We start from the raw sequence: 21387 nt of genomic DNA on the forward strand, positions 1-21387 counted from the left end.
GCGTTACGCTCACCGCCATGGCTTCTGTTGACCTGACCCTGGACGCGCCGATGACCCCGCAGGAGATGTGGGACCACGTCTCGGACCTTTCGACGCTGGGCGACTGGCTGGTGCTGCACGAAGGCTGGCGCAGCGACGTGCCCGACGTCAGCGAGATCACCGAGGGCACCCAGATCGTGGGTGTCGCGCGCTCCAAGAAGTTGCGCAACCGGGTGACCTGGACGATCACCAAGTGGGACCCGCCACACTCGGTCGCGATGTCGGGGGAGGGCAAAGGCGGGGCAAAGTACAAGGTGACCCTGACCGTCAAGGCGCATGGGGACGCCTCCACCCTCGGATTGTCCGTCGACCTGGGCGGGCCCGCCCTGTTCGGTCCGATCGGGTCCGTCGCGGCCCGCGCGGCCAAAGGTGACGTGAAAAAGTCGCTGGATAATTTCCTCGAGCTCTACGGCTGAAAATCGCTCAAGACACGTTCTGCGACACGCCGAGAACGTGTCGGTGGGCGGTCATAGACTGGCGTCCCTATGAATGAGTCCTCCTTCGTGCACCTGCACAACCACACCGAGTATTCGATGCTCGACGGTGCCGCGAAGATCACGCCGATGCTGGACGAGGTGACGCGGCTGGGGATGCCCGCGGTCGGGATGACCGACCACGGAAACATGTTCGGCGCCAGCGAGTTCTACAACTCGGCGACCAAGGCCGGCGTCAAGCCGATCATCGGGGTCGAGGCTTATATAGCTCCCGCGTCCCGCTTCGACACCCGACGCATCACCTGGGGTGATCCCAGCCAGAAGGGTGACGACGTCTCGGGCAGCGGCTCCTACACGCACATGACGTTGATGGCCGAGAACGCGACCGGCCTGCGCAACCTGTTCCGGCTGTCGTCGCTGGCCTCGTTCGAGGGCCAACTCGGCAAGTGGTCGCGGATGGACGCCGAGCTCATCGCCGAGCACGCCGAAGGCATCATCGCCACCACCGGCTGCCCGTCCGGTGAAGTGCAGACCCGGTTGCGGCTGGGCCATGAACGCGAGGCCCTGGAATCCGCCGCCAAGTGGCAGGAGATCTTCGGTGCCGACAACTTCTTCCTGGAGTTGATGGACCACGGCATCTCGATCGAACAGCGCGTCCGGCAGGGACTGCTCGAGATCGGCCGCAAACTCAACATCCGGCCGCTGGCCACCAACGACTGTCACTACGTCACCCGCGAAGCCGCCCACAACCACGAGGCGTTGCTGTGCGTGCAGACCGGCAAGACGCTGTCGGACCCGAACCGGTTCAAGTTCGACGGCGACGGCTACTACCTCAAGTCCGCCGCCGAGATGCGCCGACTCTGGGACGACGAGGTCCCCGGGGCCTGCGACTCCACCCTGCTGATCGCCGAACGGGTCCAGTCCTACGCCGACGTGTGGACACCGCGCGACCGGATGCCGATCTTCCCGGTGCCCGACGGGTACGACCAGGCTTCGTGGCTGCGTCACGAGGTGATGGCCGGGCTGGACAGGCGTTTCCCGTCCGGCGTCGGCCAGGAGTACCTCGACCGGGCCGAATACGAGATCAAGGTCATCTGCGACAAAGGCTTCCCGGCGTACTTCCTGATCGTGGCCGACCTGATCAACTACGCGAAATCGGTCGACATCCGGGTCGGGCCGGGACGTGGATCGGCGGCGGGCTCCCTGGTCGCGTACGCGATGGGCATCACCAACATCGACCCCATCCCGCACGGTCTGCTGTTCGAGCGCTTCCTGAATCCGGAGCGCCCGTCGGCACCCGACATCGACATCGACTTCGACGACCGTCGTCGCGGCGAGATGGTGCGCTACGCCGCCGAGAAGTGGGGCCACGACCGCGTCGCCCAGGTCATCACCTTCGGCACCATCAAAACCAAAGCGGCGCTGAAGGATTCGGCGCGCATCCACTACGGCCAGCCCGGTTTCGCGATCGCCGACCGGATCACCAAAGCGCTGCCGCCGCCCATCATGGCCAAGGACATTCCGCTGTCGGGGATCACCGACCCGGCCCACGAGCGGTTCAAGGAAGCCGCCGAGGTCCGCGGTCTGATCGAGTCCGATCCGGACGTGCGGACCATCTACCAGACCGCGCGCGGCCTGGAAGGCCTGATCCGCAACGCGGGTGTGCACGCCTGCGCGGTGATCATGAGCAGCGAGCCGCTGACCGAGGCGATTCCGTTGTGGAAGCGTCCGCAGGACGGCGCCATCATCACCGGCTGGGACTACCCGTCGTGCGAGGCCATCGGCCTGTTGAAGATGGACTTCCTGGGTCTGCGGAACCTGACGATCATCGGCGACGCGCTGGAGAACATCAAAGCCAACCGGGGCATCGATCTTGACCTGGAGTCGCTGCCTTTGGACGACCAGGCCACCTACGAACTGCTGGGTCGCGGCGACACGCTGGGTGTGTTCCAGCTCGACGGCGGGCCGATGCGCGATCTGCTGCGCCGCATGCAGCCCACCGAGTTCAACGACATCGTCGCCGTATTGGCGCTGTACCGCCCCGGGCCGATGGGCATGAACGCCCACAACGACTACGCCGACCGCAAGAACAAGCGGCAGCCGATCAAGCCGATCCATCCCGAACTCGAAGAGCCGCTGCGCGAAATCCTCTCCGAGACTTACGGTCTGATCGTCTACCAGGAACAGATCATGTTCATCGCCCAGAAGGTCGCCTCCTACAGCATGGGCAAGGCCGACGTGCTGCGTAAGGCGATGGGCAAGAAGAAGCTCGAGGTGCTCGAGGCCGAGTACAAGGGCTTCTACGAGGGCATGAACGCCAACGGCTTCTCCGAAAGAGCGGTGAAAGCGTTGTGGGACACCATCCTTCCGTTCGCCGGGTATGCGTTCAACAAGTCGCACGCAGCCGGGTACGGACTGGTCTCCTATTGGACGGCCTACCTCAAGGCCAACTATCCGGGTGAGTACATGGCCGGCCTGCTCACCTCGGTCGGTGACGACAAGGACAAGGCCGCGGTTTATCTTGCGGACTGCCGCCGGCTGGGGATCACCGTGCTGCCGCCCGACGTCAACGAGTCGGTGCAGAACTTCGCGTCGGTGGGCAACGACATCCGCTTCGGTCTCGGTGCGGTGCGCAATGTCGGGGCCAATGTGGTGGCCTCGCTGATCGGCACCCGCAATGAGAAAGGCAAATTCACCGACTTCTCGGATTACCTGAACAAGATCGACATCTCGGCGTGCAACAAGAAAGTCACCGAGTCGTTGGTCAAGGCCGGGGCGTTCGACTCCCTGGGGCACGCTCGCAAGGGTCTGTTCCTGGTGCACACCGATGCCGTCGACAGCGTGCTGGGCACCAAGAAGGCCGAGGCGATGGGGCAGTTCGACCTGTTCGGCGGCAGCGACTCCGGGGTCGAATCGGTGTTCACCATCCGGGTGCCCGAGGACGAGTGGGAGGACAAGCACAAGCTCGCGTTGGAGCGGGAGATGCTGGGCCTGTATGTGTCCGGTCATCCGCTCAACGGAGTGGCCCACCTGTTGGCGGGGCAGGTCGATACGCAGATCCCGGCGATCCTCGACGGGGATGTGCCCAACGATGCGCAAGTGCGCGTCGGCGGCATTCTGGCGTCGGTGAACCGTCGGGTCAACAAGAACGGGATGCCTTGGGCGTCAGCGCAATTGGAGGACCTCACCGGCGGTATCGAGGTGATGTTCTTCCCGCACACCTACTCCACCTTCGGCGCCGACATCGCCGACGACGCGGTGGTGCTGGTCAGCGGCAAAGTGGCTATTCGCGACGACCGCATCAGCTTGATCGCCAACGAACTGGTGGTGCCCGACTTCACCAACGCTCAGCCCAACCGGCCGCTGGCGGTCAGCCTGCCGACCCGGCAGTGCACCATCGACAAGGTCACCGCCCTCAAGCAGGTGCTGGCCCGGCACCCTGGCACCGCGCAGGTTCATCTGCGGCTGATCAGCGGTGACCGGATCACCACGCTGGAGCTCGATCAGGCGCTGCGGGTGACGCCGTCGCCGGCGCTGATGGGGGATCTCAAGGAACTACTCGGCCCGGGGTGTTTGGGGAGTTAGGCCGGCGGCGCATCCATTCCGAGCTGCGCCGAACGTCACGCCAGTGCCGCGCTCGCGTTCGAACGCAACGCCAGCGTGACGGTCGCGACGCGGCTGACGTACGCTCAGCGCTTTCGCTCAGAAACGAGTGGCGAGATTGCATGGATGCGCTCAAGGCAGTGCGATGCGAAGCGCTTTGCTGATTTCCTGCATTGTCGGCGCAGATAGTGTGCCGAGCAATTCAGTGAGTTCATCGTGGTAGAGCTGCACAATGTCGTCGACCAGGACGAACCCGACGAGGGGGTCGTCCGCTGTCAGGGGTACGACCGTCGGCACGTGTGCGTTCTTGCTCGTCGTCGTGCACCTACTACGGGCCTGCCTGCCGAAAGTGAATTCAACGACGATCAATCGGCGTGTTGCGTCGTGATATTCACTCTCGGCGCGCGCGGACGAAGGACGTAGGGTTACCCGTGTGACGACCCCATCCGAGCGACCGGCCACCCTGTGCGAGGCGTTTCAGCGCACCGCGGCGATCGATCCCGACGCGGTGGCCCTGCGCACCCCGGGCAACGCCCAGACAGTGACCTGGCGTGAGTACGCAGACCAGGTCCGCAAGGTGGCGGCCGGCCTGTCCGGTCTCGGCACCAAGCGCGGCGACACCGTGTCGCTGATGATGGCCAACCGGGTGGAGTTCTACCCGCTCGAAGTCGGCGCGCAACACGTTGGCGCCACGTCGTTTTCGGTGTACAACACCCTGCCCGCCGAACAGCTGACCTACGTGTTCGACAACGCCGGCACCAAGGTGGTGATCTGCGAGGAACAATACGTCGACCGGATCCGAGCCAGCGGCGCCCCGATCGAGCACATCATCTGCATCGACGGCCACCCCGAGGGCACCCTCTCGATCGACGACCTGTACCAAGCCGCTGCCGAAGACTTCGACTTCGAATCGACCTGGCGCGCAGTGCAACCCGACGACATCGTCACCCTCATTTACACGTCGGGCACCACCGGGAACCCCAAGGGTGTGGAGATGACCCACTCCAACCTGCTGTTCGAGGGGTACGGTCTGGACGACGTGCTGGGCGTCGAGTTCGGAGACCGGGGCACGTCGTTCCTGCCCACGGCGCACATCGCCGACCGGATGTGCTGCCTGTACTCCCAGGAGATCTTCGGAACGCAGATCACGACGGTCTCCGACCCGCGAGCAATCGTCGGGGCACTGCCCGACGCCCGGCCGACCGTCTGGGGCGCGGTGCCCCGGGTGTGGGAAAAGCTCAAGGCGGGAATCGAATTCACCGTCGCCAACGAGTCCGACGAGACGAAGCGGGCGGCGCTGCAGTGGGCCATGTCGGTGGCGGACAAACGTGCGCAAAAGCTGCTGGCCGGTGAGCCGATGTCGGAGGACGACGCGGCCGAGTGGGACCAGGCCGACGAACTGGTGCTGTCGAAGCTCCGCGAGAAGCTGGGCTTCGGCGAGTTGCGCTGGGCCGTCTCCGGCGCGGCCCCCATCCCGAAGGAGACGCTGGCCTTCTTCACCGGCATCGGCATCCCGATCGCCGAGCTCTGGGGGATGTCCGAGCTCAGCTGCGCCGCCACCGCAAGCCACCCTCGCGACGCACGCCTGGGCACCGTCGGCAAACTGTTTCCCGGCCTGGAAGGCAGGATCGCCGACGACGGCGAGTACCTGGTCCGTGGGCCGCTGGTGATGAAGGGCTACCGCAAGGAACCCGCCAAGACCGCCGAAGCGATCGACTCCGACGGGTGGCTGCACACCGGCGACATCTTCGAAATCGACGACGACGGCTACCTGCGGGTGGTGGATCGTAAGAAGGAACTCATCATCAACGCGGCCGGAAAGAACATGTCGCCGGCCAACATCGAGAACACCATCGTGGCCGCCTGCCCGATGGTGGGGGTGATGATCGCGATCGGTGACGGCCGGCCCTACAACACCGCGCTGCTGGTGTTCGACGCCGACTCGGTGGGCCCGTATGCCGCCCAACGCGGCCTCGACCCGTCACCGGAGGCACTCGCGTCCGACGCGGAAGTAATCGCGCAGATCGCTGCGGGCGTCGCCGCGGGAAACGAGAAACTGTCACGGGTGGAGCAGGTCAAGCGATTCCGCATCCTGCCCACCCTGTGGGAACCCGGGGGTGACGAGATCACGCTGACGATGAAGCTCAAGCGCAAGCCTATCCACGCCAAGTACGGCGCCGAGATCGAGGAGCTGTACGCCAGCGAGCCGGGAGCCGACGTTCACGAACCCGCGGCTGCGTCCGCGCAGCCGGCCTGAGCGGAGGGGGAGTAGCGGTGACTGCACGGGAGGTCGGTCGCAGCGGGGTGCGAAAGCTGTTGCAGCGCACCGGAATCGTCGACGAATCCACCACCCCGTTGGCGACGGATCCGGACGCGGTCACCCAGTTGCTGGACGCGCAGTGGTTCGGTGAGCGCCTGGACGCGCTGGCCGGTGAACTCGGCCGGGATCCCGAGAGCGTGCGGGTGGAGGCCGCCGGCTATCTGCGGGAAGTGGCGGCCTCGCTGGACGAGCGGGCGGTGCAGGCGTGGCGCGGGTTCAGTCGGTGGCTGATGCGGGCGTATGACGTGCTGGTCGACGAGGACCAGATCGCGCAGCTGCGCGCGCTGGACCGCAAGGCCACGCTGGCGTTCGCGTTCTCCCACCGGTCCTACCTGGACGGCATGTTGCTGCCCGAGGAGATCGCGGCCAACCGGCTGTCGTCGGCGTTCACCTTCGGCGGGGCCAACCTGAACTTCTTCCCGATGGGTGGCTTCGCCAAGCGCACCGGCACGATCTTCATCCGCCGCCAGACCAAAGACATTCCGGTCTACCGGTTCGTGCTGCGCGCCTACACCGCGCAGCTGGTGCAGAACCACACCAACCTCACCTGGTCGATCGAGGGCGGACGCACCCGGACCGGCAAGTTGCGCCCCCCGGTGTTCGGCATCCTGCGCTATCTGACCGATGCCGTCGACGAAATCGACGGTCCGGGAGGGGGTGCCGGCGTGGACGGAGTCCACGACTCCGAGGTGTATTTGGTGCCGACCTCGATCGTGTACGACCAGCTGCACGAGGTGGAGGCGATGACCACCGAAGCCTACGGCGCCACCAAACGGCCCGAGGACTTCCGGTTCCTGGTCCGGCTGTCCCGACAGCAGGGTGAACGACTGGGCCGCGCCTACCTCGACTTCGGCGAGCCGCTGCCGTTGCGCAAGCGTCTCGAGGAACTGCGGGCGGACCCGTCGGGAACCGGCACCGTCGTCGAACGCATCGCGCTGGACGTCGAGCACCGGATCAACCGCGCCACCCCGGTCACGCCGACCGCGGTGGTGAGCCTGGCGCTGCTGGGCGCCGACCGTTCGCTGTCCATCAGCGAGGTGCTGGCCACGGTGCGACCGTTGGCCAGCTACATCGCCGCCCGCGACTGGGCGGTGGCCGGGGCCGCCGACCTGACGAACAAGTCGACGATCCGGTGGACGCTGCATCAGATGGTGGCCTCCGGGGTGGTCAGCGTGTACGACGCCGGCACCGAGGCGGTGTGGGGGATCGGCGCCGACCAGCACCTGGTCGCGGCGTTCTACCGCAACACCGCGATCCACATCCTGGTCGACCGCGCCATCGCCGAGCTGGCGTTGCTGGCGGCCTCCGAAGGCGGAGCTGACGTGTCACCCGCTGCGGTGCGCGACGAGGCGCTGCAGCTGCGCGAGTTGCTGAAGTTCGAGTTCCTGTTCTCGGCGCGGGCGCAGTTCGAGAAGGAACTGGCCGACGAAGTTCGGTTGATCGGTCCGGTCGAGGACACCACCAAGAGCGTCAGCGCGGCCGAGGTGCGGGGGTTGTTGGAGTCCGCTGATCTGTTGCTTGCGCATTTGGTGCTGCGGCCGTTCCTGGACGCCTACCACATCGTCGCCAATCGGCTGGCCGCCCTGGAAGACGAGGCGCTGGACGAGGAGGCGTTCCTGACCGAATGCCTCGAGGTGGGCAAGCAGTGGGAGCTGCAACGCCGGATCGCCAACGCCGAGTCACGATCGATGGAGCTGTTCAAGACCGCGCTGCGACTGGCTCGGCACCGCGAGCTGGTTGAAGGCGCTGACCAGGCCGATCTCGCCAAACGTCGCCAGGAGTTCGCCGACGAGATCGCCACCGCCACCCGGCGGGTCAATTGCATCGCGGAACTGGCCCGGACCGTGGTCGGCCACGCAGGTACCCAGCGGGCCTAGAGTTGGTGCCATGCCACTTTCCGGTGAATACGCACCCAGCCCGTGGGATTGGTCCCGCGAACAAGCCGATAAGTACGTGGAATCCGGCGGGGCCGATGCCGCGGACATGAAGGGCAAGCCCATCATCGTCCTGACCACCGTAGGCGCCAAGACCGGCAAACTTCGCAAGACGCCGTTGATGCGCGTCGAGCACGACGGCGAATACGCCGTCGTCGCCTCGCTCGGCGGCGCTCCGAAGAACCCGGTCTGGTACTACAACATCGCCAAGAACCCCCGGGTCGAACTGCAAGACGGCGCGGTCACCCGCGACTACGACGCGCGCGAGGTGTTCGGCGACGAGAAGGCCACTTGGTGGGAGCGGGCCGTCGAGGCCTGGCCCGATTACGCCGAGTATCAGACCAAGACCGACCGGCAAATCCCGGTGTTCGTGCTGACCCCGGTGAGCTGAGCTGGCGTTGCCTCGGCATGGCACCATTGACCGGTGTCCGCCGAACTGAGCCAGAACCCGCGCGATCTGCCGCTGTGCGCGGCTGACATCGACGGGGCGGCCAAGCGGATTGCTGCGGTGGTTACGCCTACGCCGCTGCAGTACAGCGACCGGTTGTCGGACATTACCGGCGCGGCGGTCTACCTCAAGCGCGAAGACCTACAGGTCGTGCGCTCCTACAAGCTGCGGGGTGCCTACAACCTGCTGGTGCAGCTCTCCGACGAGGAGCTGGCGGCGGGGGTGGTGTGCTCGTCGGCCGGTAATCACGCGCAGGGCTTCGCGTTCGCGTGCCGGGCGTTGGGGGTGCACGGCCGCGTCTACGTGCCGGCGAAGACCCCCAGGCAGAAGCGCGACCGGATCGTCTACCACGGCGGCGGTTTCATCGACTTGATCGTCGGTGGATCCACCTATGATCGGGCCGCCGAAGCCGCCCGCGACGACGTCGCCCGCACCGGCGCCACGCTGGTGCCGCCGTACGACGACCTGCGCACCATGGCCGGTCAGGGCACCATCGCCGTCGAGATTTTGGACGCGCTCGACGTCGAACCCGACCTGGTGGTGGTGCCCGTGGGCGGAGGCGGATGCATCGCCGGTATCACCACCTATCTGGCCGAACGGACCACCAACACCGCGGTGCTGGGGATCGAGCCCGCGGGCGCGGCCGCGATGATGGCTGCGCTGGCTGCCGGCGAGCCGGTCACCCTGGATCACGTCGACCAGTTCGTGGACGGCGCGGCGGTGGCGCGGGCGGGGGCGTTGCCGTATGCGGCCCTGTCGGCAGCGGGGGACATGGTGTCGATCACGACCGTGGACGAGGGCGCGGTGTGCACCGCGATGCTCGACCTGTACCAGAACGAGGGCATCATCGCCGAACCCGCCGGCGCGCTGTCGGTGGCTGGCCTGCTGGAAGCCGACGTCGAACCCGGCTCCACCGTGGTGTGTCTGATCTCCGGCGGCAACAATGACGTTTCCCGGTACGGCGAGGTGCTGGAGCGGTCGCTGGTCCACCTGGGCCTCAAGCACTATTTCCTGGTCGACTTCCCGCAGGAGCCGGGTGCGCTGCGGCGGTTCCTCGACGAGGTGCTGGGCGCCGGTGACGACATCACCTTGTTCGAATACGTCAAGCGCAACAACCGCGAGACGGGGGAGGCGCTCGTCGGGATCCAATTGGGATCCGCGGCGGACCTGGACGGGTTGCTGGCTCGGATGCGGGCCACCGACATGCACGTGGAAACCCTGCAGCCGGGTTCGCCGGCCTACCGCTACCTGCTGCTCTAGTGGGGTGTGGCGAGCAGACGCAAAAGCCCCCATTTCGTGCCGAAATAGGGGGCTTTTGCGTCTGCTCGCGCCCACTTACTTGCGCCCCACTACTTGCGCCCCGCTACTCGGACGAGCGGACGACGGCCACGCACAGGTCGGCGCATGCCGCGGCGAGTTCGTCGGGGCTCTCCACCGGGTCCTGCAGCCACGCTTCGATGATCTGATTCACACCGCCGACGATGAACTGAGCCCCCCGGCGCAATCCGGCGGGATCGGCCGGGGGCGCGTCGAGAACCTGCGGACTCTGCTCGATGACGGAATCGGTGATCATCCCGAGGATGCTGGTGCGGTGCCGGGCCAGCCCGGCGACGGTACTCACGTCGTCGGTGGCGATGCGGTGGATGTACGGGTCGGCGGCGATGATGTCCAGGAAAGCCTTGAGCGCGGACCTGAGTTTGTCCGTCAGCGTCCCGGGATCACCGACCCCGGCGTGCACCAGGGCCGCGAGCAGTTGGTCGCGAACGTCGTCGGACACCGCGAACAGCAGCGCTTCGCGGTTGGGGAACTGCTCGTAGAAATAGCGGGGGATGAGCCCGGCAGCGGTGCACACGCCGCGCACGGTCACCTCGGTGACTCCCGACTCGCCCCAGATCGTGCGACCGGCGGCGATCAACTTGCGGCGCCGCTCGGCGCGGCGGTCGTCCGCGCTGATCCCGCCGTAGTCGCGTACCACCTCCGCGCGTTTCATTGACAGCACCTTACTCGCGCTTTAGATTCGGATCACAGCCGTTATCCAAAGCGCCCGGGGTCAGGAGGACGAGATGACGTCGCGGATTCCCACTCGCCATCCCGACCGGCCCCGTCCCGTCCCCGCGGGCGTGCGGCTGATGGCGATGATGCTGGGCGTGCGCGGACCTTCGCCGCGGCAATGGCAGCGGCTCGGCGAGCGCCTGACGGTTGGCGACGCGCCGATGGACCAGCTCGTCGAGTGGATGTCGTCGACCAGCGCGACACACGCCCGGGCGTTGTTCGATCAGGCGCTTGCCGACGGTATCGACAGCATGCCGGACGCGCCACAACCGTTGCGCGACTTCTTCGTTCAGGTCGAGTCGCCGCCCGCGTGGGTCGATTGGGACGTGCTGCGCCGGGGCCAGCGGGCGCTGCGCAGGGGCGGGGCCGACGGCATGTACATCGCGCGCGACGTGTCGCTGCTCGGTGGATATCAGTTCTCCGGGTTCAACAAGACCCTGCTGCGCACCGGTGCGCTCGAGAAGGGCTCGAATAAGCGGTTCGCCGAGACGATGCAGTGGGCGATGGATGTCATCGATGATGGCGGCCTGACCCCGCGTGGCATCGGCTATCAGTCGACACTTCGGGTCCGGCTGATCCATGCCTTCGTGCGCCGGCACGTCGCAGCCATGCCGGACTGGCGAGCAGACGAATGGGGCCTGCCGGTCAACCAGACGGACATGGCCGCCACCCTCGTCGGCGCCCTGATCGCCCCGGCGGTCGGCGCCATCGGCATGGGCATCGTGCAGACACCGGGCGATCTCGACGCCATCGCCCACCTGACCCGCTACGTGGGCTGGCTGATCGGCGTGGAGGACGAATGGTTGCCCCGTAGCTTCCGCGACGGGATCCGGGTGCTCTACCACACCCTGACGGCGCTCGCCATTCCCGACGAGTCCACCAGACAGCTGGCGGTCCCCATGGTCGACGACCCGCTGGCCTGGCACTATCGCACCTTGCCGCGGTTGCGCCGACGTCTGGCCTGGGCGCAGCACATTTCGGTGACGAGCGGGTTCCTGGGTCCGCGCGCCATGCGTTCCCTGGGCTTGCCGACCTACATGCCGCCGTGGTTCCCCTTGCTGCGTTTCCCGGTCAACATTGTCCGCAGCGTGGTCGACCTGACCCGTCCCGGCGGCCTCGACCGCGCAGCGCAACGCGGTACGCGGGAACAGGAAACGTTGCTGCGCACCATGATTGGCGACGACGAAACGAAGATCGGCGGCGCGGCCGCGCAGCTGACGGTGGCCTGAGCGGTTAGCCCTGCAGATACGACGGCAGTTCGGTGGCGGGGTCGAGGTCCACATCCGGTACCGGTCTGGCTGCCGTCAACCGCAACGGCACCACCCCGGCCCAGTGCGGAAGAGTCAGATCCTCCGGGTCGTCGGCCACGCCGCCCTCGCGCACCTTGGCCGAGACTTCGGTGAGGTCCAGGGCGAGCACCGCGGTGGCGGCCAGCTCACGTGCGTTCGGCGGCCGGCAGTCGGCGGCGCGCCCGGTCCGAATGTGGTCGAGCAGCGCATTCAGCGCCCGCGACTTTTCCTGTGGGTCGTCGATGAGACGCGCGGTGCCCATCGCGACCACCGAACGGTAGTTCAGCGAGTGGTGCATCGCCGAACGGGCCAGCACCAGTCCGTCGACCAAGGTGACCGTGACGCAGATGCGCAACCCCGACAGCCGCGCGGCCAGCATCGGACCGGCCCCGGACGACCCGTGCAGGTACAGCGTCTCGCCAACGCGCGCGTGTGTCGTCGGTAGCACCACCGGGCGCCCCTCGCGGACATGTCCCAGGTGGCAGATCAGCGCTTCGTCCAGAATGCGATGCACCGTCTCGCGCTCGTAGCGGGCGCGTTCCCGATACCGGGTGGGGGTCGTGTGCGGGGTGGGCTGGTATTCGGTCGACATCTACTTGCCTTATAGTTTGTACTAGTACATAGTATAGAACGTGCCAGAACAATACATCATTTCCGGAACCGGCGCGGACTCCATTGCCGCCAGCGTCGAAGAAGGCATCTCCCGAGGCGCCTTCGAGCCCGGTGAAGCGCTGCCGTCCATCCGCGACGTGGCCACTCAACTGGGCGTCAACGCCAACACTGTCGCCGCCGCGTACCGGCTGCTGCGCGATCGTGGCGCGATCGAAACCGCGGGGCGGCGTGGCACCCGGGTGCGTAGCCGGCCGGCGACCACCACCCGTTCGCTGCTGGGTATCGAGGTGCCCGACGGCGTCCGCGACCTGTCCAGCGGCAACCCCGACCCCAAGCTGTTGCCGATCACCGCCCTCGGTCTGGCTCCATCGCCGGGTGCGCCGGTGCTGTACGGGACGCCGGCGATGTCGCCGGCGTTGGTCGATCACGCCCGCGCTGACCTGGCCGCCGACGGGATCGCTGCCGATCACCTCGCGGTGACCAGCGGCGCGCTGGACGGCATCGAGCGCGCGCTGACCGCGCATCTGCGTCCGGGGGACCGGGTCGCCGTCGAGGATCCGGGCTGGGCGAATCTGCTTGATCTCATTGCGGCCCTTGGGTTTTCCGCCGAACCGGTCCAGGTCGACGACGAGGGGCCGTTGGTGTTGAGCATGGCACGGGCGCTGCGCCGGGGGGTACAGGCGGTCATCGTCACCACCCGCGCGCAGAACCCGACCGGCGCCGCACTGTCCAAGGAGCGCGCGGGCGCCCTGCGTCGTCTGCTCGCCGGCAAGACCAGCGATGTCCTCGTCGTCGAGGACGACCATTGCGCCGGGATCTCCGGTGCTGCGCTGCACCCGCTGGCCGGGGCGACGCGCCGGTGGGCCTTCGTGCGGTCGGTGTCGAAGGCGTACGGCCCTGACCTGCGGCTGGCCGTCCTCGCGGGAGATCGCCGCACCGTCGAACGGGTGCACGGGCGGCTGCGGCTGGGGCCCGGGTGGGTGAGTCATCTGCTGCAGGACCTCGCCGTGCGCATGTGGTCCGACGAGGAGGTCACCGACCTGATCGTCGCGGCCGGGGATCGGTACGCCAACAACCGCAACGCGCTGTGCGATGCCCTGGCCGAGCGTGGAGTCGCCGCACACGGGCGGTCGGGACTCAACGTCTGGGTCCCGGTGCCCGACGAGACCGTCGCGATCACCCGTCTGCTCAATGCGGGCTGGGCCGCCTCGGCAGGGACGCGGTTCCGGATCGAGGCGCCGCCCGGGATGCGGGTCACGATTGCGGAGTTGTGCAGCGACGACATCGAGCCGCTGGCGGACGCCATCGCCGACGCGGTCCACGGCACCGGGAGAGCCAGCGTGTGAGTCAGCGCGTGGTGGATCCTTGGCGGATCCTCTCGGGTCGTCAGTCCACGGTGGCGCGGTAGGCCGCGACGATCGGCTCCAACTCGTCCGGCGTCGCGCCGTGCATGATGACCGCGTCGGCGCCGTAGTCGAACTCCTTGCGCACCCGGTCGACGCACTGCTGGGCCGTTCCCGTCGCCGACGGCTCGAGCCATTCGTCGGGGATCAGCGTGGCGATGTGCTCGATCTGCTCCGCGCTGGCCTTGTGGTCGATGCCGCCGGGGATGGACTGCACTACCTTGTCGTCGCGAAAGCGTTGCAGCACAGCGCGATCCCAGCCGTTGGTGTCGACCAGCAACTCGCCGTAACCCTGCAGGTAGGTGGCCAGGCGAGCGACGGTCTTCTTCAATCGCAACTCCTCGGGCAGGTGATCGCCGACGGTGGCGAAGCACGACCACACCCGCACGGTGGCCGGATCGCGGCCGGCCTGCTCGGCCGCGTCCTTGACCGTCTTGACCGCGCGCTGCAACGTCTCCGGGGTGAAATAGGTGTGCAGGATGACGTCGTCGAACTCGCGGCCGCCCAGCGCGAGGGTCTGCGGACCGAACGCCACGATCGCCAGCCGGATGTCCTCGTCGAAGTCGGGATCCAGGAACAGCACCGGGTACTTGCCGATGGGGCCGTCGTGGTTGAAGACGAGCTCACCGTGCCAGAGTTTGCGCATCACCTGCGCGAAGTCCTCCATCTGGGCGGTCGTCACCGACGGCACGCCGAATGCCTTGTACATAGCCGCGATTCCGCGCCCCAGACCGAGAGTGAAGCGGCCCCCGGAGAGGCGATGCATGGTGGTGGCCCAAGACCCCGTGATGAGCGGGTGACGTGTGTTGTGATTGGTTGCCGCCGTGGCGATCTGCATCCGATTGGTGACGGCCAGCGCCGCGCCCGTCAGCGACGACGCCTCCTTGACGTTCCAGCGTTCGGAGATGAACCCGGTGCCGAAACCCAGTTCCTCGCCGCGGCGGGCCTCGTCCATCAGCGTCGCCGGGCCTTCACCTCCGGCGCCGGCCAGCAGGTAGTAGCCCAGTTCGTCCAGCACCCGGTCGGTCATGCCCAAATCCCTTGCTTGTAGCCGCAGTTCCACACCTCGGTGATGCGGCCGTCGACAACCCGGAAGATCTCCATACTTCCGATGTCTACCTCAGTGCCGTCCTTGAGCTTCATGGGGGACTGGTAGACGACGGCGACGTGCTCACCGTCGTCACCCGCGACCACCAGGTTCAGGTCGAACCGGATGGTCTCGAACATCGCCCAGTGCTCGACGATCCGATCGACGGCCTGCTGATGGGTAAGGGTGACCGCATCGCCCACGTCATGCCGAATCACATTGTCGCCCATCAATTCTTCGGCCAGGGCGAAGTCGCGTCGATTCCAGACCACGAGGTTGTACAGCTCGACCACTTGGCGGGCGGTGCGGGCGGGCGCGCTCATCCGAACACCTCCAAAGCCACGGAGTTCTGTCGACAAACTTATTTGACAATGCGCAACTAACCTAGTTGCGGACGGTCTAATATGCAACCGTGCCTTCTCCGACGCGTGGGCTCTCGCAACCGGAACGGGTCGAGACCTCTAACCGCAGGATGGCGCGCGCCGCTGCCGAGTTGATCGTCGAAAAGGGCTGGGAAGCAACGACAGCCGCCGAGATCGGCTTGCGCGCCGGGTACAGCCGGGCGATGGTGCACGCCAGGTACGGCAGTAAGGACGCGGTGCTCGATGCGGTGTTCATGCGGGAATACATGGCGCAGCTGAGTCCGGATCTGGATCCGGAGGCGAGCGGGTTGGCGCAGGCGCTGGCGCATTTCGACCGGATCCGGCAGCTGGCCGACTCGGATCCGCAGTTTCTGCGCGCGATGTTTGTGGCGGCATTCGAAGCGGTCAAGACGACGTCGGCGTTGCGGGCGCGCTCGGTCGGACAACTGCTGGAAGGCAGGCGCAAGGTGGAAGCCGGTTTGCGCAAGGGCATCGAGGACGGATCGGTGCGTTTCGACGTCGACGTCGATGCCGCCGTCGACGACATCAGCACCGCGGTGTTCGGCGTCGCGCATCACTGGCTGGTGCTGGACGACGGCTACGACCTGGTCCACCACCTGAAAAACGTTCGCCGGCGGATCATTCGGGACTACGGGACGTGCAGGTGAGCCGCGATGGCAGCAATGGTCTCCGCGATGGCGTCGGCGCTGTCGCCCCCGAGGGGAGCGATGCTGGCAAAGCCGTGCGGAAGCGTGTCGAACTGCCGGTGGTCCACCTCGACGCCGGCTGCGCACAGGGCCGCGGCGTACTCGTTTCCCTCGTCGCGTAGCGGATCGAATCCCGCGGTGCGCACCAATGCCGGTGCCAGACCGGACAAGTCGGCTTTGAGTGGTGACACGCGCGGATCGTCGGCCGTGAGCTCGGTGCCGTCCAGGTACAGCTCGGAGAACCAGTCCATCTCGGCCTTGGAGAGGAAGAACCCTTCGGCGAACAATGCGCGAGAGCGGGTCTGGGTGGACAGGTCGACCACCGGGTAGAGCAGCACCTGCAGGGCCGGCGGTGTCAGGTTTTCGTCGCGGCTGCGCTGGGTGACGAGTGCTGCCAGACTGGCTCCGGCGCTGTCTCCGCCGACGGCGATCCGGTGGCTGTCGGCGTCCAGTTCGGCGGCGTGTGCGAGTGCCCATTGGTAGGCCGCCAGACAGTCCTCAATTGCGGCGGGTGCCTTGTGCTCGGGTGCCCGCCGGTAGTCCACCGACAGGACGTGGACTTTCGCGTCCCGGCAGATCTGGCGGCACAGCCCGTCGTGGGATTCGATGTCGCCCACCACGAAGCCGCCACCGTGGAAGAAGACGAGCAGCGGCGCGTTCGCGGCCGCTCGGTAATGTCTCGCCCGGAGTGGTCCTTCCGGGCCGGATATGGTCAAGTCCGTTGCGGGAAGCGGTATTCGGGCCTTCATCGCCACGTGGGAGTTGCGCATCAGCGCGCGGGCGGTGTCGACGTCGCCGGATGCTCCGAGACCGCCGGTGCCGGTGCGTCGCTGCGCGGCCAACATCAGCTGAGCGGTGGCGTCCAGGGTGTTGCCGTCCACGGTGATCCTCGTGCCGCCGGCCAGGAGCAGCTTGAGCCGTTCGGGTATCGCCGGTACGACTTTGACGCCGAGGCGCAGCGCCGCGTTGGTGAGCGCGACCGGACGGGCCTTCGGATGCCTCTTCGTCATTGCCCCGGCCTTGCCTCTCGCGCTTTGCCTGCAGATTCTCAACGGGGGTGAACGACGCCGCGACTCACTCACCCACAGCGCAGTATCGCCACCGAATGGCCGGGCACCACCGTGGCATCAGAGCCGACATCCGGATCGTCCCAGGCCAGCACCACCTCGCCGGATACCGGCACGCTCACCGGCTCAGTGCCCAGGTTGCAGACGATCGCCAAGTGGTTGCGGCGCAGCAGGATCCAGCGCTGTTCCTCGTCGTACTCGGTGACGAGGTTGTCCAGCCACGCATCGGCCAGATCGGGTTCGTTGTGCCGCAGGGCGATCAGGTCCCGGTACCACTGCAGAACCCGGGCATGGTCGCCGTCACCCGTCTCCGCCCAGTCCAGCTTGGACCGGGTGAAGGTGTGCGGATCCTGCGGATCGGGGATCTCGTCGGCATCCCAACCGTGTTCGGCGAACTCCGCCTTGCGCCCGTCCCGGGTGGCCTGCGCCAGGTCGGGTTCGGGATGGGAACTGAAGAATTGGAACGGAGTCGACGCGCCCCATTCTTCACCCATGAAAAGCATTGGCGTATACGGTGATCCGAGCACTAGTGCGGCTTTGACGGCGAGTTGGCCGGGAGTGAGGTTTTGCGACGGACGGTCGCCCAGCGCGCGGTTACCCACCTGGTCGTGGGTGCAGGTGTAGGCCAGCAACCGCGTCGCCGGTACCCGGGCGGTGTCCAGCGGTCTGCCGTGCCGGCGCCGCCGGAACGATGAGTACGTGCCGGCGTGGAAGAACCCGTGCCGCAACGTCTGCGCCAGCGTGGCCAGCGACCCGAAATCGGCGTAGTAGCCCTGCCGTTCGCCGGACACCGCGGTGTGGACGGCGTGATGGATGTCGTCGGCCCACTGCGCGGTGATGCCGTAACCGTGCTCATCGCGGGAGGTGATCAGGCGCGGGTCGTTGAGGTCGCTCTCGGCGATCAGCGCCAGCGGGCGACCCACCTGCCTGGACAGCCAGTCGGTTTCGGTGGCCATCTCCTCCAGAATGTGGAAGGCGGTGGTGTCCACCAGCGCGTGTACGGCATCCAGTCGCAGCCCGTCGGCGTGGAAGTCGCGCATCCAGCGCAGCGCGCACCCGATGATGTAGCGGCGCACCTCGTCGGAGTCGGCGTCGGCGATGTTGATGCCCTCGCCCCACGGGTTGCTGGCCGACGACAGATACGGTCCGAAGCGAGGCAGGTAGTTACCCGACGGGCCGAGGTGGTTGAACACCGCGTCGATCAACACCGCCAAACCCCTTGCGTGGCAGGCGTCGACGAACCGGACCAGGCCGTCGGGCCCACCGTAGGGCTCGTGCACGCTGTACCACAACACGCCGTCGTAGCCCCAGCCGTGCGTGCCGGCGAAGGAGTTCACCGGCATCAACTCCACGAAGTCGACGCCGAGATCGACCAGGTAGTCCAGCTTTTCGACGGCAGCGTCGAACGTGCCGGCCGGGGTGAACGTGCCCACGTGCAGCTCGTAGATCACCGCGCCCTCGACGGATCGGCCGGCCCACTCGCCGTCGGTCCACGCGGCGCTGGCCGGGTCCCACAACTGGGAGCGCTCGTGCACCCCGTCGGGCTGGCGCGCCGAGCGCGGGTCGGGCAGCACGGTGGGATCGTCGTCGAGCAGGAAGCCGTACCGGACGTCGCCCGGCGCCTCGACGCCGGTGTGCCACCAGCCGTCGTCCGTCCGGGTCATGTCGTGCACCGAGCCGTCGACGTCCAGGCGCACCCGCTCGGGTTTGGGCGCCCACACCCGGAATTCAGGCATCGTTGCGCTCCAACAGGACGACGGGGAGCTCGGCGAACAACTCCACCGCCGACACAGGTCCGCTCGACATGGCGCCGGTGAGAGTGTCGGTCCAGGAACCTTCGGGCAACGGCACCACCGTGTTGCCCCACCCGGAGTCCTTGAGCCGCACCGTCCAGCGCGTGACCGCGACCACCACATCACCACCGCGGCTGAACGCCACGATGTGATCCCTCGCGTCGCCCTCGGCGAGCACGGGACGATACTCGCCGTGCAGGAAGGTGTCCGGACGGGCTCGCCGCAGCCGCAGCGCGGCGGCAACAATCCGAATCTTGGGGTGCTGCAGCTCTTGCAGCGCCGCACGACGACTCGCATAGTCGACCTCGCGGCGGTTGTCGGGGTCGACGAGGCTGTCGTCCCACAACTCGGTGCCCTGGTAGACGTCGGGGATTCCGGGCACCGTCAACGCCAGCAGCTTCTGGCCCAGCGCATCGCTGGCGGCGTGCGGATTCAATTGCGCGACAAGCTTGGTGAGCTCACCGGCGACCGGACCGTCCAGAACCGAGTCCAGCCAACCATGCACGGCGTCTTCGAATTCGGTGTTCGGATCGTTCCAGGTGGTGTGCCAGGCGGCTTCCCGGATGGCTTTCTCGGCATACCCGTGCAGCCGTTCACGTAGCCGGCCGGTCACCTCGCCGGTTACCGGCCAGACGCCGAAGATGTTCTGCCACAAGAACTGTCCGGTCGCCGGATCGGGGGAGGGCGTCTGCACTTCCCACCGCGCGACGAATTCCGACCACAACGAGGGCACCTGAGACAGCACACCGATGCGGGCGCGGACGTCTTCGCCGCGTTTGGTGTCGTGGGTGGTCAGCGTGGTCATGGCCCGCGGCCACAACCGCGCGCGGGTGGCGGCGCTCTGGTGGAACTCGGCGGCCCCGACGCCGAACCGGTGCGGCTCGCCACCGACTTCGTTCAGTGACACCAGCCGGGCGTCACGGTAGAACAGGCAGTCTTCGACAGCTTTGGCGGTGACCGCGCCACACAGTTGCTGCAGTCGGGTGGCGGCCTCCCCGCCGTGCGCCAGCGCAGCGGCCAGCACCTGCAGCGCCGGTCCCAATTCTGGTCGCTCAGACTGAGTTTCGGCCAGCGCCGCCGGCAGGAGCGCGGCCAGGCCGCGGTAGTCGCAACGGTAGACGTCGATGTGGGTCAGCAGAGCGGCGACGGCCTCGGGCAACAGCGGGTCATCCGCGCCCGCGGCTGCCACGATACTGCGGCGCAGGCGGGCCAGTTCACTGGCCAAGGTGTCGGTCGCGGCGCGGATCTTCAGATCGGCCAGCAACCGCGGCATGTCGTCGTAACGCAGCCCGGCGGAGTCGACGAGCTCGGTCAGCGCCGGCGCCCCGGTGGGGTCGACGAACAACCCGCCCACCTCGCGCAGCACGTCGTAGCCGGTGGTGCCGGCGACCGGCAGCGTGGGCTCCAGCGCCTCGTCGACGCCGAGGATCTTCTCGATCACGATCCACGCCTCGGGACCGAGCAACTCGCGCAACCAGCCCAAATAACCTGCGGGATCGGCCAATCCGTCAGGATGGTCAATCCGCACCCCGTCGACGATCCCGTCACTGAACCAGCGGGCCACCTCGGCGTGGCTGGCGTCGAAGACCGACCGATCCTCCTGACGCAAGCCGGCCAGGGAGGTGATCGAGAAGAAGCGGCGGTACCCGACCACTCCGCGCCGCCAACCGACCAGGCGGTAATGCTGTCGATCGTGCACCTCGGGTCCGCTGCCGTCGCCGGTGCCGGGTGCGATCGGCAGCGCCAGGTCACCCAACCGAAGCTGGTCCCCGTCGACGCTCAGATCGGCGGCGTCATCGTCGGAACCCAACAGCGGCAACACGATTCGCTCCGAATCGTCCAGCGTCCAGTCGATGTCGAAATAGGACGCATACTGCGAGTCCCGGCCATGCCGCAGCACGTCCCACCACCAGGTGTTCTGTTGGGGGTCGTCAATGCCCACATGGTTGGGGACGACGTCGACGATCAGCCCCATGCCGCGCTCGCGCGCCGCGGCGGCCAACCGGGCCAGACCTTCCGGACCGCCGAGGTCGCGCGACACCGTCGTCGGGTCGGTGACGTCGTAGCCGTGCGAGGATCCGCTGGCGGCGGTCAGAATGGGGGACAGGTACAGGTGTGACACCCCGAGGTCGTCGAGGTAATCCAGCAGGTTCTCGGCGTCGGCGAGGGTGAACGCGAAGCCACTGGACGCACCGCGCAGCTGCAACCGGTAGGTTGCCAGAATCGGAATGGCCATG

At 67.1% G+C, this 21387-nt stretch carries 17 protein-coding genes; 9 read left to right on the forward strand and 8 right to left on the reverse strand.

Annotated elements, in window-relative coordinates:
* The first annotated feature begins 17 nt into the window (after positions 1-17).
* Both AC5Y47_RS11685 and dnaE read left to right on the forward strand, forming a co-directional pair.
* Positions 18-455 (forward strand): type II toxin-antitoxin system Rv0910 family toxin, encoded by a 438-nt coding sequence (locus AC5Y47_RS11685; protein ID WP_499944146.1) that lies wholly within the window; start codon positions 18-20, stop codon positions 453-455.
* A gap of 69 nt (positions 456-524) precedes the next feature.
* A complete protein-coding gene (gene dnaE / locus AC5Y47_RS11690) occupies positions 525-4058 on the forward strand; it encodes a DNA polymerase III subunit alpha (RefSeq protein WP_499944147.1) in 3534 nt (1177 codons plus the stop codon).
* Between the two features lie 150 nt (positions 4059-4208).
* Here dnaE and AC5Y47_RS11695 read toward each other — a convergent pair whose 3' ends face one another.
* Positions 4209-4538, reverse strand: coding sequence for a type II toxin-antitoxin system PemK/MazF family toxin (locus AC5Y47_RS11695; protein WP_499944148.1), 330 nt, complete (start codon positions 4536-4538; stop codon positions 4209-4211).
* Here AC5Y47_RS11695 and fadD11 point away from each other — a divergent pair.
* Genes fadD11 through ilvA form a run of 4 tightly spaced genes read left to right on the forward strand, consistent with a single transcriptional unit; the run spans position 4510 to position 10038 of the window.
* On the forward strand, positions 4510-6333 hold the full coding sequence (gene fadD11, locus AC5Y47_RS11700; RefSeq protein WP_499944149.1) for a fatty acid--CoA ligase FadD11: 1824 nt from the start codon (positions 4510-4512) through the stop codon (positions 6331-6333). The two genes, AC5Y47_RS11695 and fadD11, sit on opposite strands and share 29 nt — an antisense overlap.
* A gap of 17 nt (positions 6334-6350) precedes the next feature.
* Positions 6351-8273: a lysophospholipid acyltransferase gene (locus AC5Y47_RS11705; protein WP_499944150.1), complete on the forward strand. Its 1923-nt coding sequence runs from the start codon at positions 6351-6353 to the stop codon at positions 8271-8273.
* A gap of 10 nt (positions 8274-8283) precedes the next feature.
* A complete protein-coding gene (locus AC5Y47_RS11710) occupies positions 8284-8721 on the forward strand; it encodes a nitroreductase family deazaflavin-dependent oxidoreductase (RefSeq protein WP_499944151.1) in 438 nt (145 codons plus the stop codon).
* Between the two features lie 33 nt (positions 8722-8754).
* Positions 8755-10038, forward strand: a complete 1284-nt coding sequence (gene ilvA, locus AC5Y47_RS11715) for a threonine ammonia-lyase (protein WP_499944152.1) — start codon at positions 8755-8757, stop codon at positions 10036-10038.
* 103 nt (positions 10039-10141) lie between these two features.
* Here the strand turns inward: ilvA and AC5Y47_RS11720 are convergent, their stop codons facing one another.
* On the reverse strand, positions 10142-10768 hold the full coding sequence (locus AC5Y47_RS11720; RefSeq protein WP_499944153.1) for a TetR/AcrR family transcriptional regulator: 627 nt from the start codon (positions 10766-10768) through the stop codon (positions 10142-10144).
* 73 nt (positions 10769-10841) lie between these two features.
* Here AC5Y47_RS11720 and AC5Y47_RS11725 point away from each other — a divergent pair, with 73 nt between their 5' ends.
* Entirely contained in the window at positions 10842-12059 is a 1218-nt protein-coding gene (locus AC5Y47_RS11725; RefSeq protein WP_499944154.1) for an oxygenase MpaB family protein, read from the forward strand.
* A 4-nt stretch (positions 12060-12063) separates the two neighbouring features.
* Here AC5Y47_RS11725 and AC5Y47_RS11730 read toward each other — a convergent pair whose 3' ends face one another.
* The gene (locus tag AC5Y47_RS11730; protein ID WP_499944155.1) at positions 12064-12711 is read right to left on the reverse strand and encodes a pyridoxamine 5'-phosphate oxidase family protein; all 648 of its coding nucleotides are present in this window, start codon (positions 12709-12711) and stop codon (positions 12064-12066) included.
* Positions 12712-12751: 40 nt separating this feature from the next.
* Between AC5Y47_RS11730 and AC5Y47_RS11735 the strand changes: the two genes are divergently transcribed.
* Positions 12752-14077, forward strand: a complete 1326-nt coding sequence (locus tag AC5Y47_RS11735) for an aminotransferase class I/II-fold pyridoxal phosphate-dependent enzyme (protein ID WP_499944156.1) — start codon at positions 12752-12754, stop codon at positions 14075-14077.
* A gap of 40 nt (positions 14078-14117) precedes the next feature.
* Here the strand turns inward: AC5Y47_RS11735 and AC5Y47_RS11740 are convergent, their stop codons facing one another.
* Positions 14118-15164, reverse strand: a complete 1047-nt coding sequence (locus AC5Y47_RS11740; protein ID WP_499944157.1) for a TIGR03857 family LLM class F420-dependent oxidoreductase — start codon at positions 15162-15164, stop codon at positions 14118-14120.
* Positions 15161-15544 (reverse strand): nuclear transport factor 2 family protein, encoded by a 384-nt coding sequence (locus tag AC5Y47_RS11745; protein WP_499944158.1) that lies wholly within the window; start codon positions 15542-15544, stop codon positions 15161-15163. The genes AC5Y47_RS11740 and AC5Y47_RS11745 overlap by 4 nt, the downstream gene beginning before the upstream one ends.
* Before the next feature lie 89 nt (positions 15545-15633).
* Between AC5Y47_RS11745 and AC5Y47_RS11750 the strand changes: the two genes are divergently transcribed.
* A complete protein-coding gene (locus tag AC5Y47_RS11750) occupies positions 15634-16251 on the forward strand; it encodes a TetR/AcrR family transcriptional regulator (protein ID WP_499944159.1) in 618 nt (205 codons plus the stop codon).
* On the opposite strand, the gene AC5Y47_RS11755 is transcribed toward AC5Y47_RS11750, so the two are convergent.
* From AC5Y47_RS11755 to treY, 3 genes are all read right to left on the reverse strand, one after another.
* Positions 16233-17300, reverse strand: a complete 1068-nt coding sequence (locus AC5Y47_RS11755) for an alpha/beta hydrolase (RefSeq protein ID WP_499944160.1) — start codon at positions 17298-17300, stop codon at positions 16233-16235. The two genes, AC5Y47_RS11750 and AC5Y47_RS11755, sit on opposite strands and share 19 nt — an antisense overlap.
* A gap of 68 nt (positions 17301-17368) precedes the next feature.
* On the reverse strand, positions 17369-19093 hold the full coding sequence (treZ, locus tag AC5Y47_RS11760; RefSeq protein ID WP_499944161.1) for a malto-oligosyltrehalose trehalohydrolase: 1725 nt from the start codon (positions 19091-19093) through the stop codon (positions 17369-17371).
* Entirely contained in the window at positions 19086-21386 is a 2301-nt protein-coding gene (gene treY, locus AC5Y47_RS11765; RefSeq protein WP_499944162.1) for a malto-oligosyltrehalose synthase, read from the reverse strand. The genes treZ and treY overlap by 8 nt, the downstream gene beginning before the upstream one ends.
* Position 21387 lies beyond the last annotated feature (1 nt).

It is taken from the genome of Mycobacterium sp. NGS22 (genome assembly GCF_059813095.1).

What these genes read in the sequence shown, in the direction of transcription:
- treY (WP_499944162.1), bottom strand. Translation starts at nt 21,386, where the DNA reads ATGGCCATTCCGATTCTGGCAACCTACCGGTTGCAGCTGCGCGGTGCG.
- AC5Y47_RS11745 (WP_499944158.1), bottom strand. Translation starts at nt 15,544, where the DNA reads ATGAGCGCGCCCGCCCGCACCGCCCGCCAAGTGGTCGAGCTGTACAAC.
- AC5Y47_RS11730 (WP_499944155.1), bottom strand. Translation starts at nt 12,711, where the DNA reads ATGTCGACCGAATACCAGCCCACCCCGCACACGACCCCCACCCGGTAT.
- AC5Y47_RS11755 (WP_499944160.1), bottom strand. Translation starts at nt 17,300, where the DNA reads ATGACGAAGAGGCATCCGAAGGCCCGTCCGGTCGCGCTCACCAACGCG.
- treZ (WP_499944161.1), bottom strand. Translation starts at nt 19,093, where the DNA reads ATGCCTGAATTCCGGGTGTGGGCGCCCAAACCCGAGCGGGTGCGCCTG.
- AC5Y47_RS11720 (WP_499944153.1), bottom strand. Translation starts at nt 10,768, where the DNA reads ATGAAACGCGCGGAGGTGGTACGCGACTACGGCGGGATCAGCGCGGAC.
- AC5Y47_RS11725 (WP_499944154.1), top strand. Translation starts at nt 10,842, where the DNA reads ATGACGTCGCGGATTCCCACTCGCCATCCCGACCGGCCCCGTCCCGTC.
- dnaE (WP_499944147.1), top strand. Translation starts at nt 525, where the DNA reads ATGAATGAGTCCTCCTTCGTGCACCTGCACAACCACACCGAGTATTCG.
- AC5Y47_RS11710 (WP_499944151.1), top strand. Translation starts at nt 8,284, where the DNA reads ATGCCACTTTCCGGTGAATACGCACCCAGCCCGTGGGATTGGTCCCGC.
- AC5Y47_RS11740 (WP_499944157.1), bottom strand. Translation starts at nt 15,164, where the DNA reads ATGACCGACCGGGTGCTGGACGAACTGGGCTACTACCTGCTGGCCGGC.
- AC5Y47_RS11685 (WP_499944146.1), top strand. Translation starts at nt 18, where the DNA reads ATGGCTTCTGTTGACCTGACCCTGGACGCGCCGATGACCCCGCAGGAG.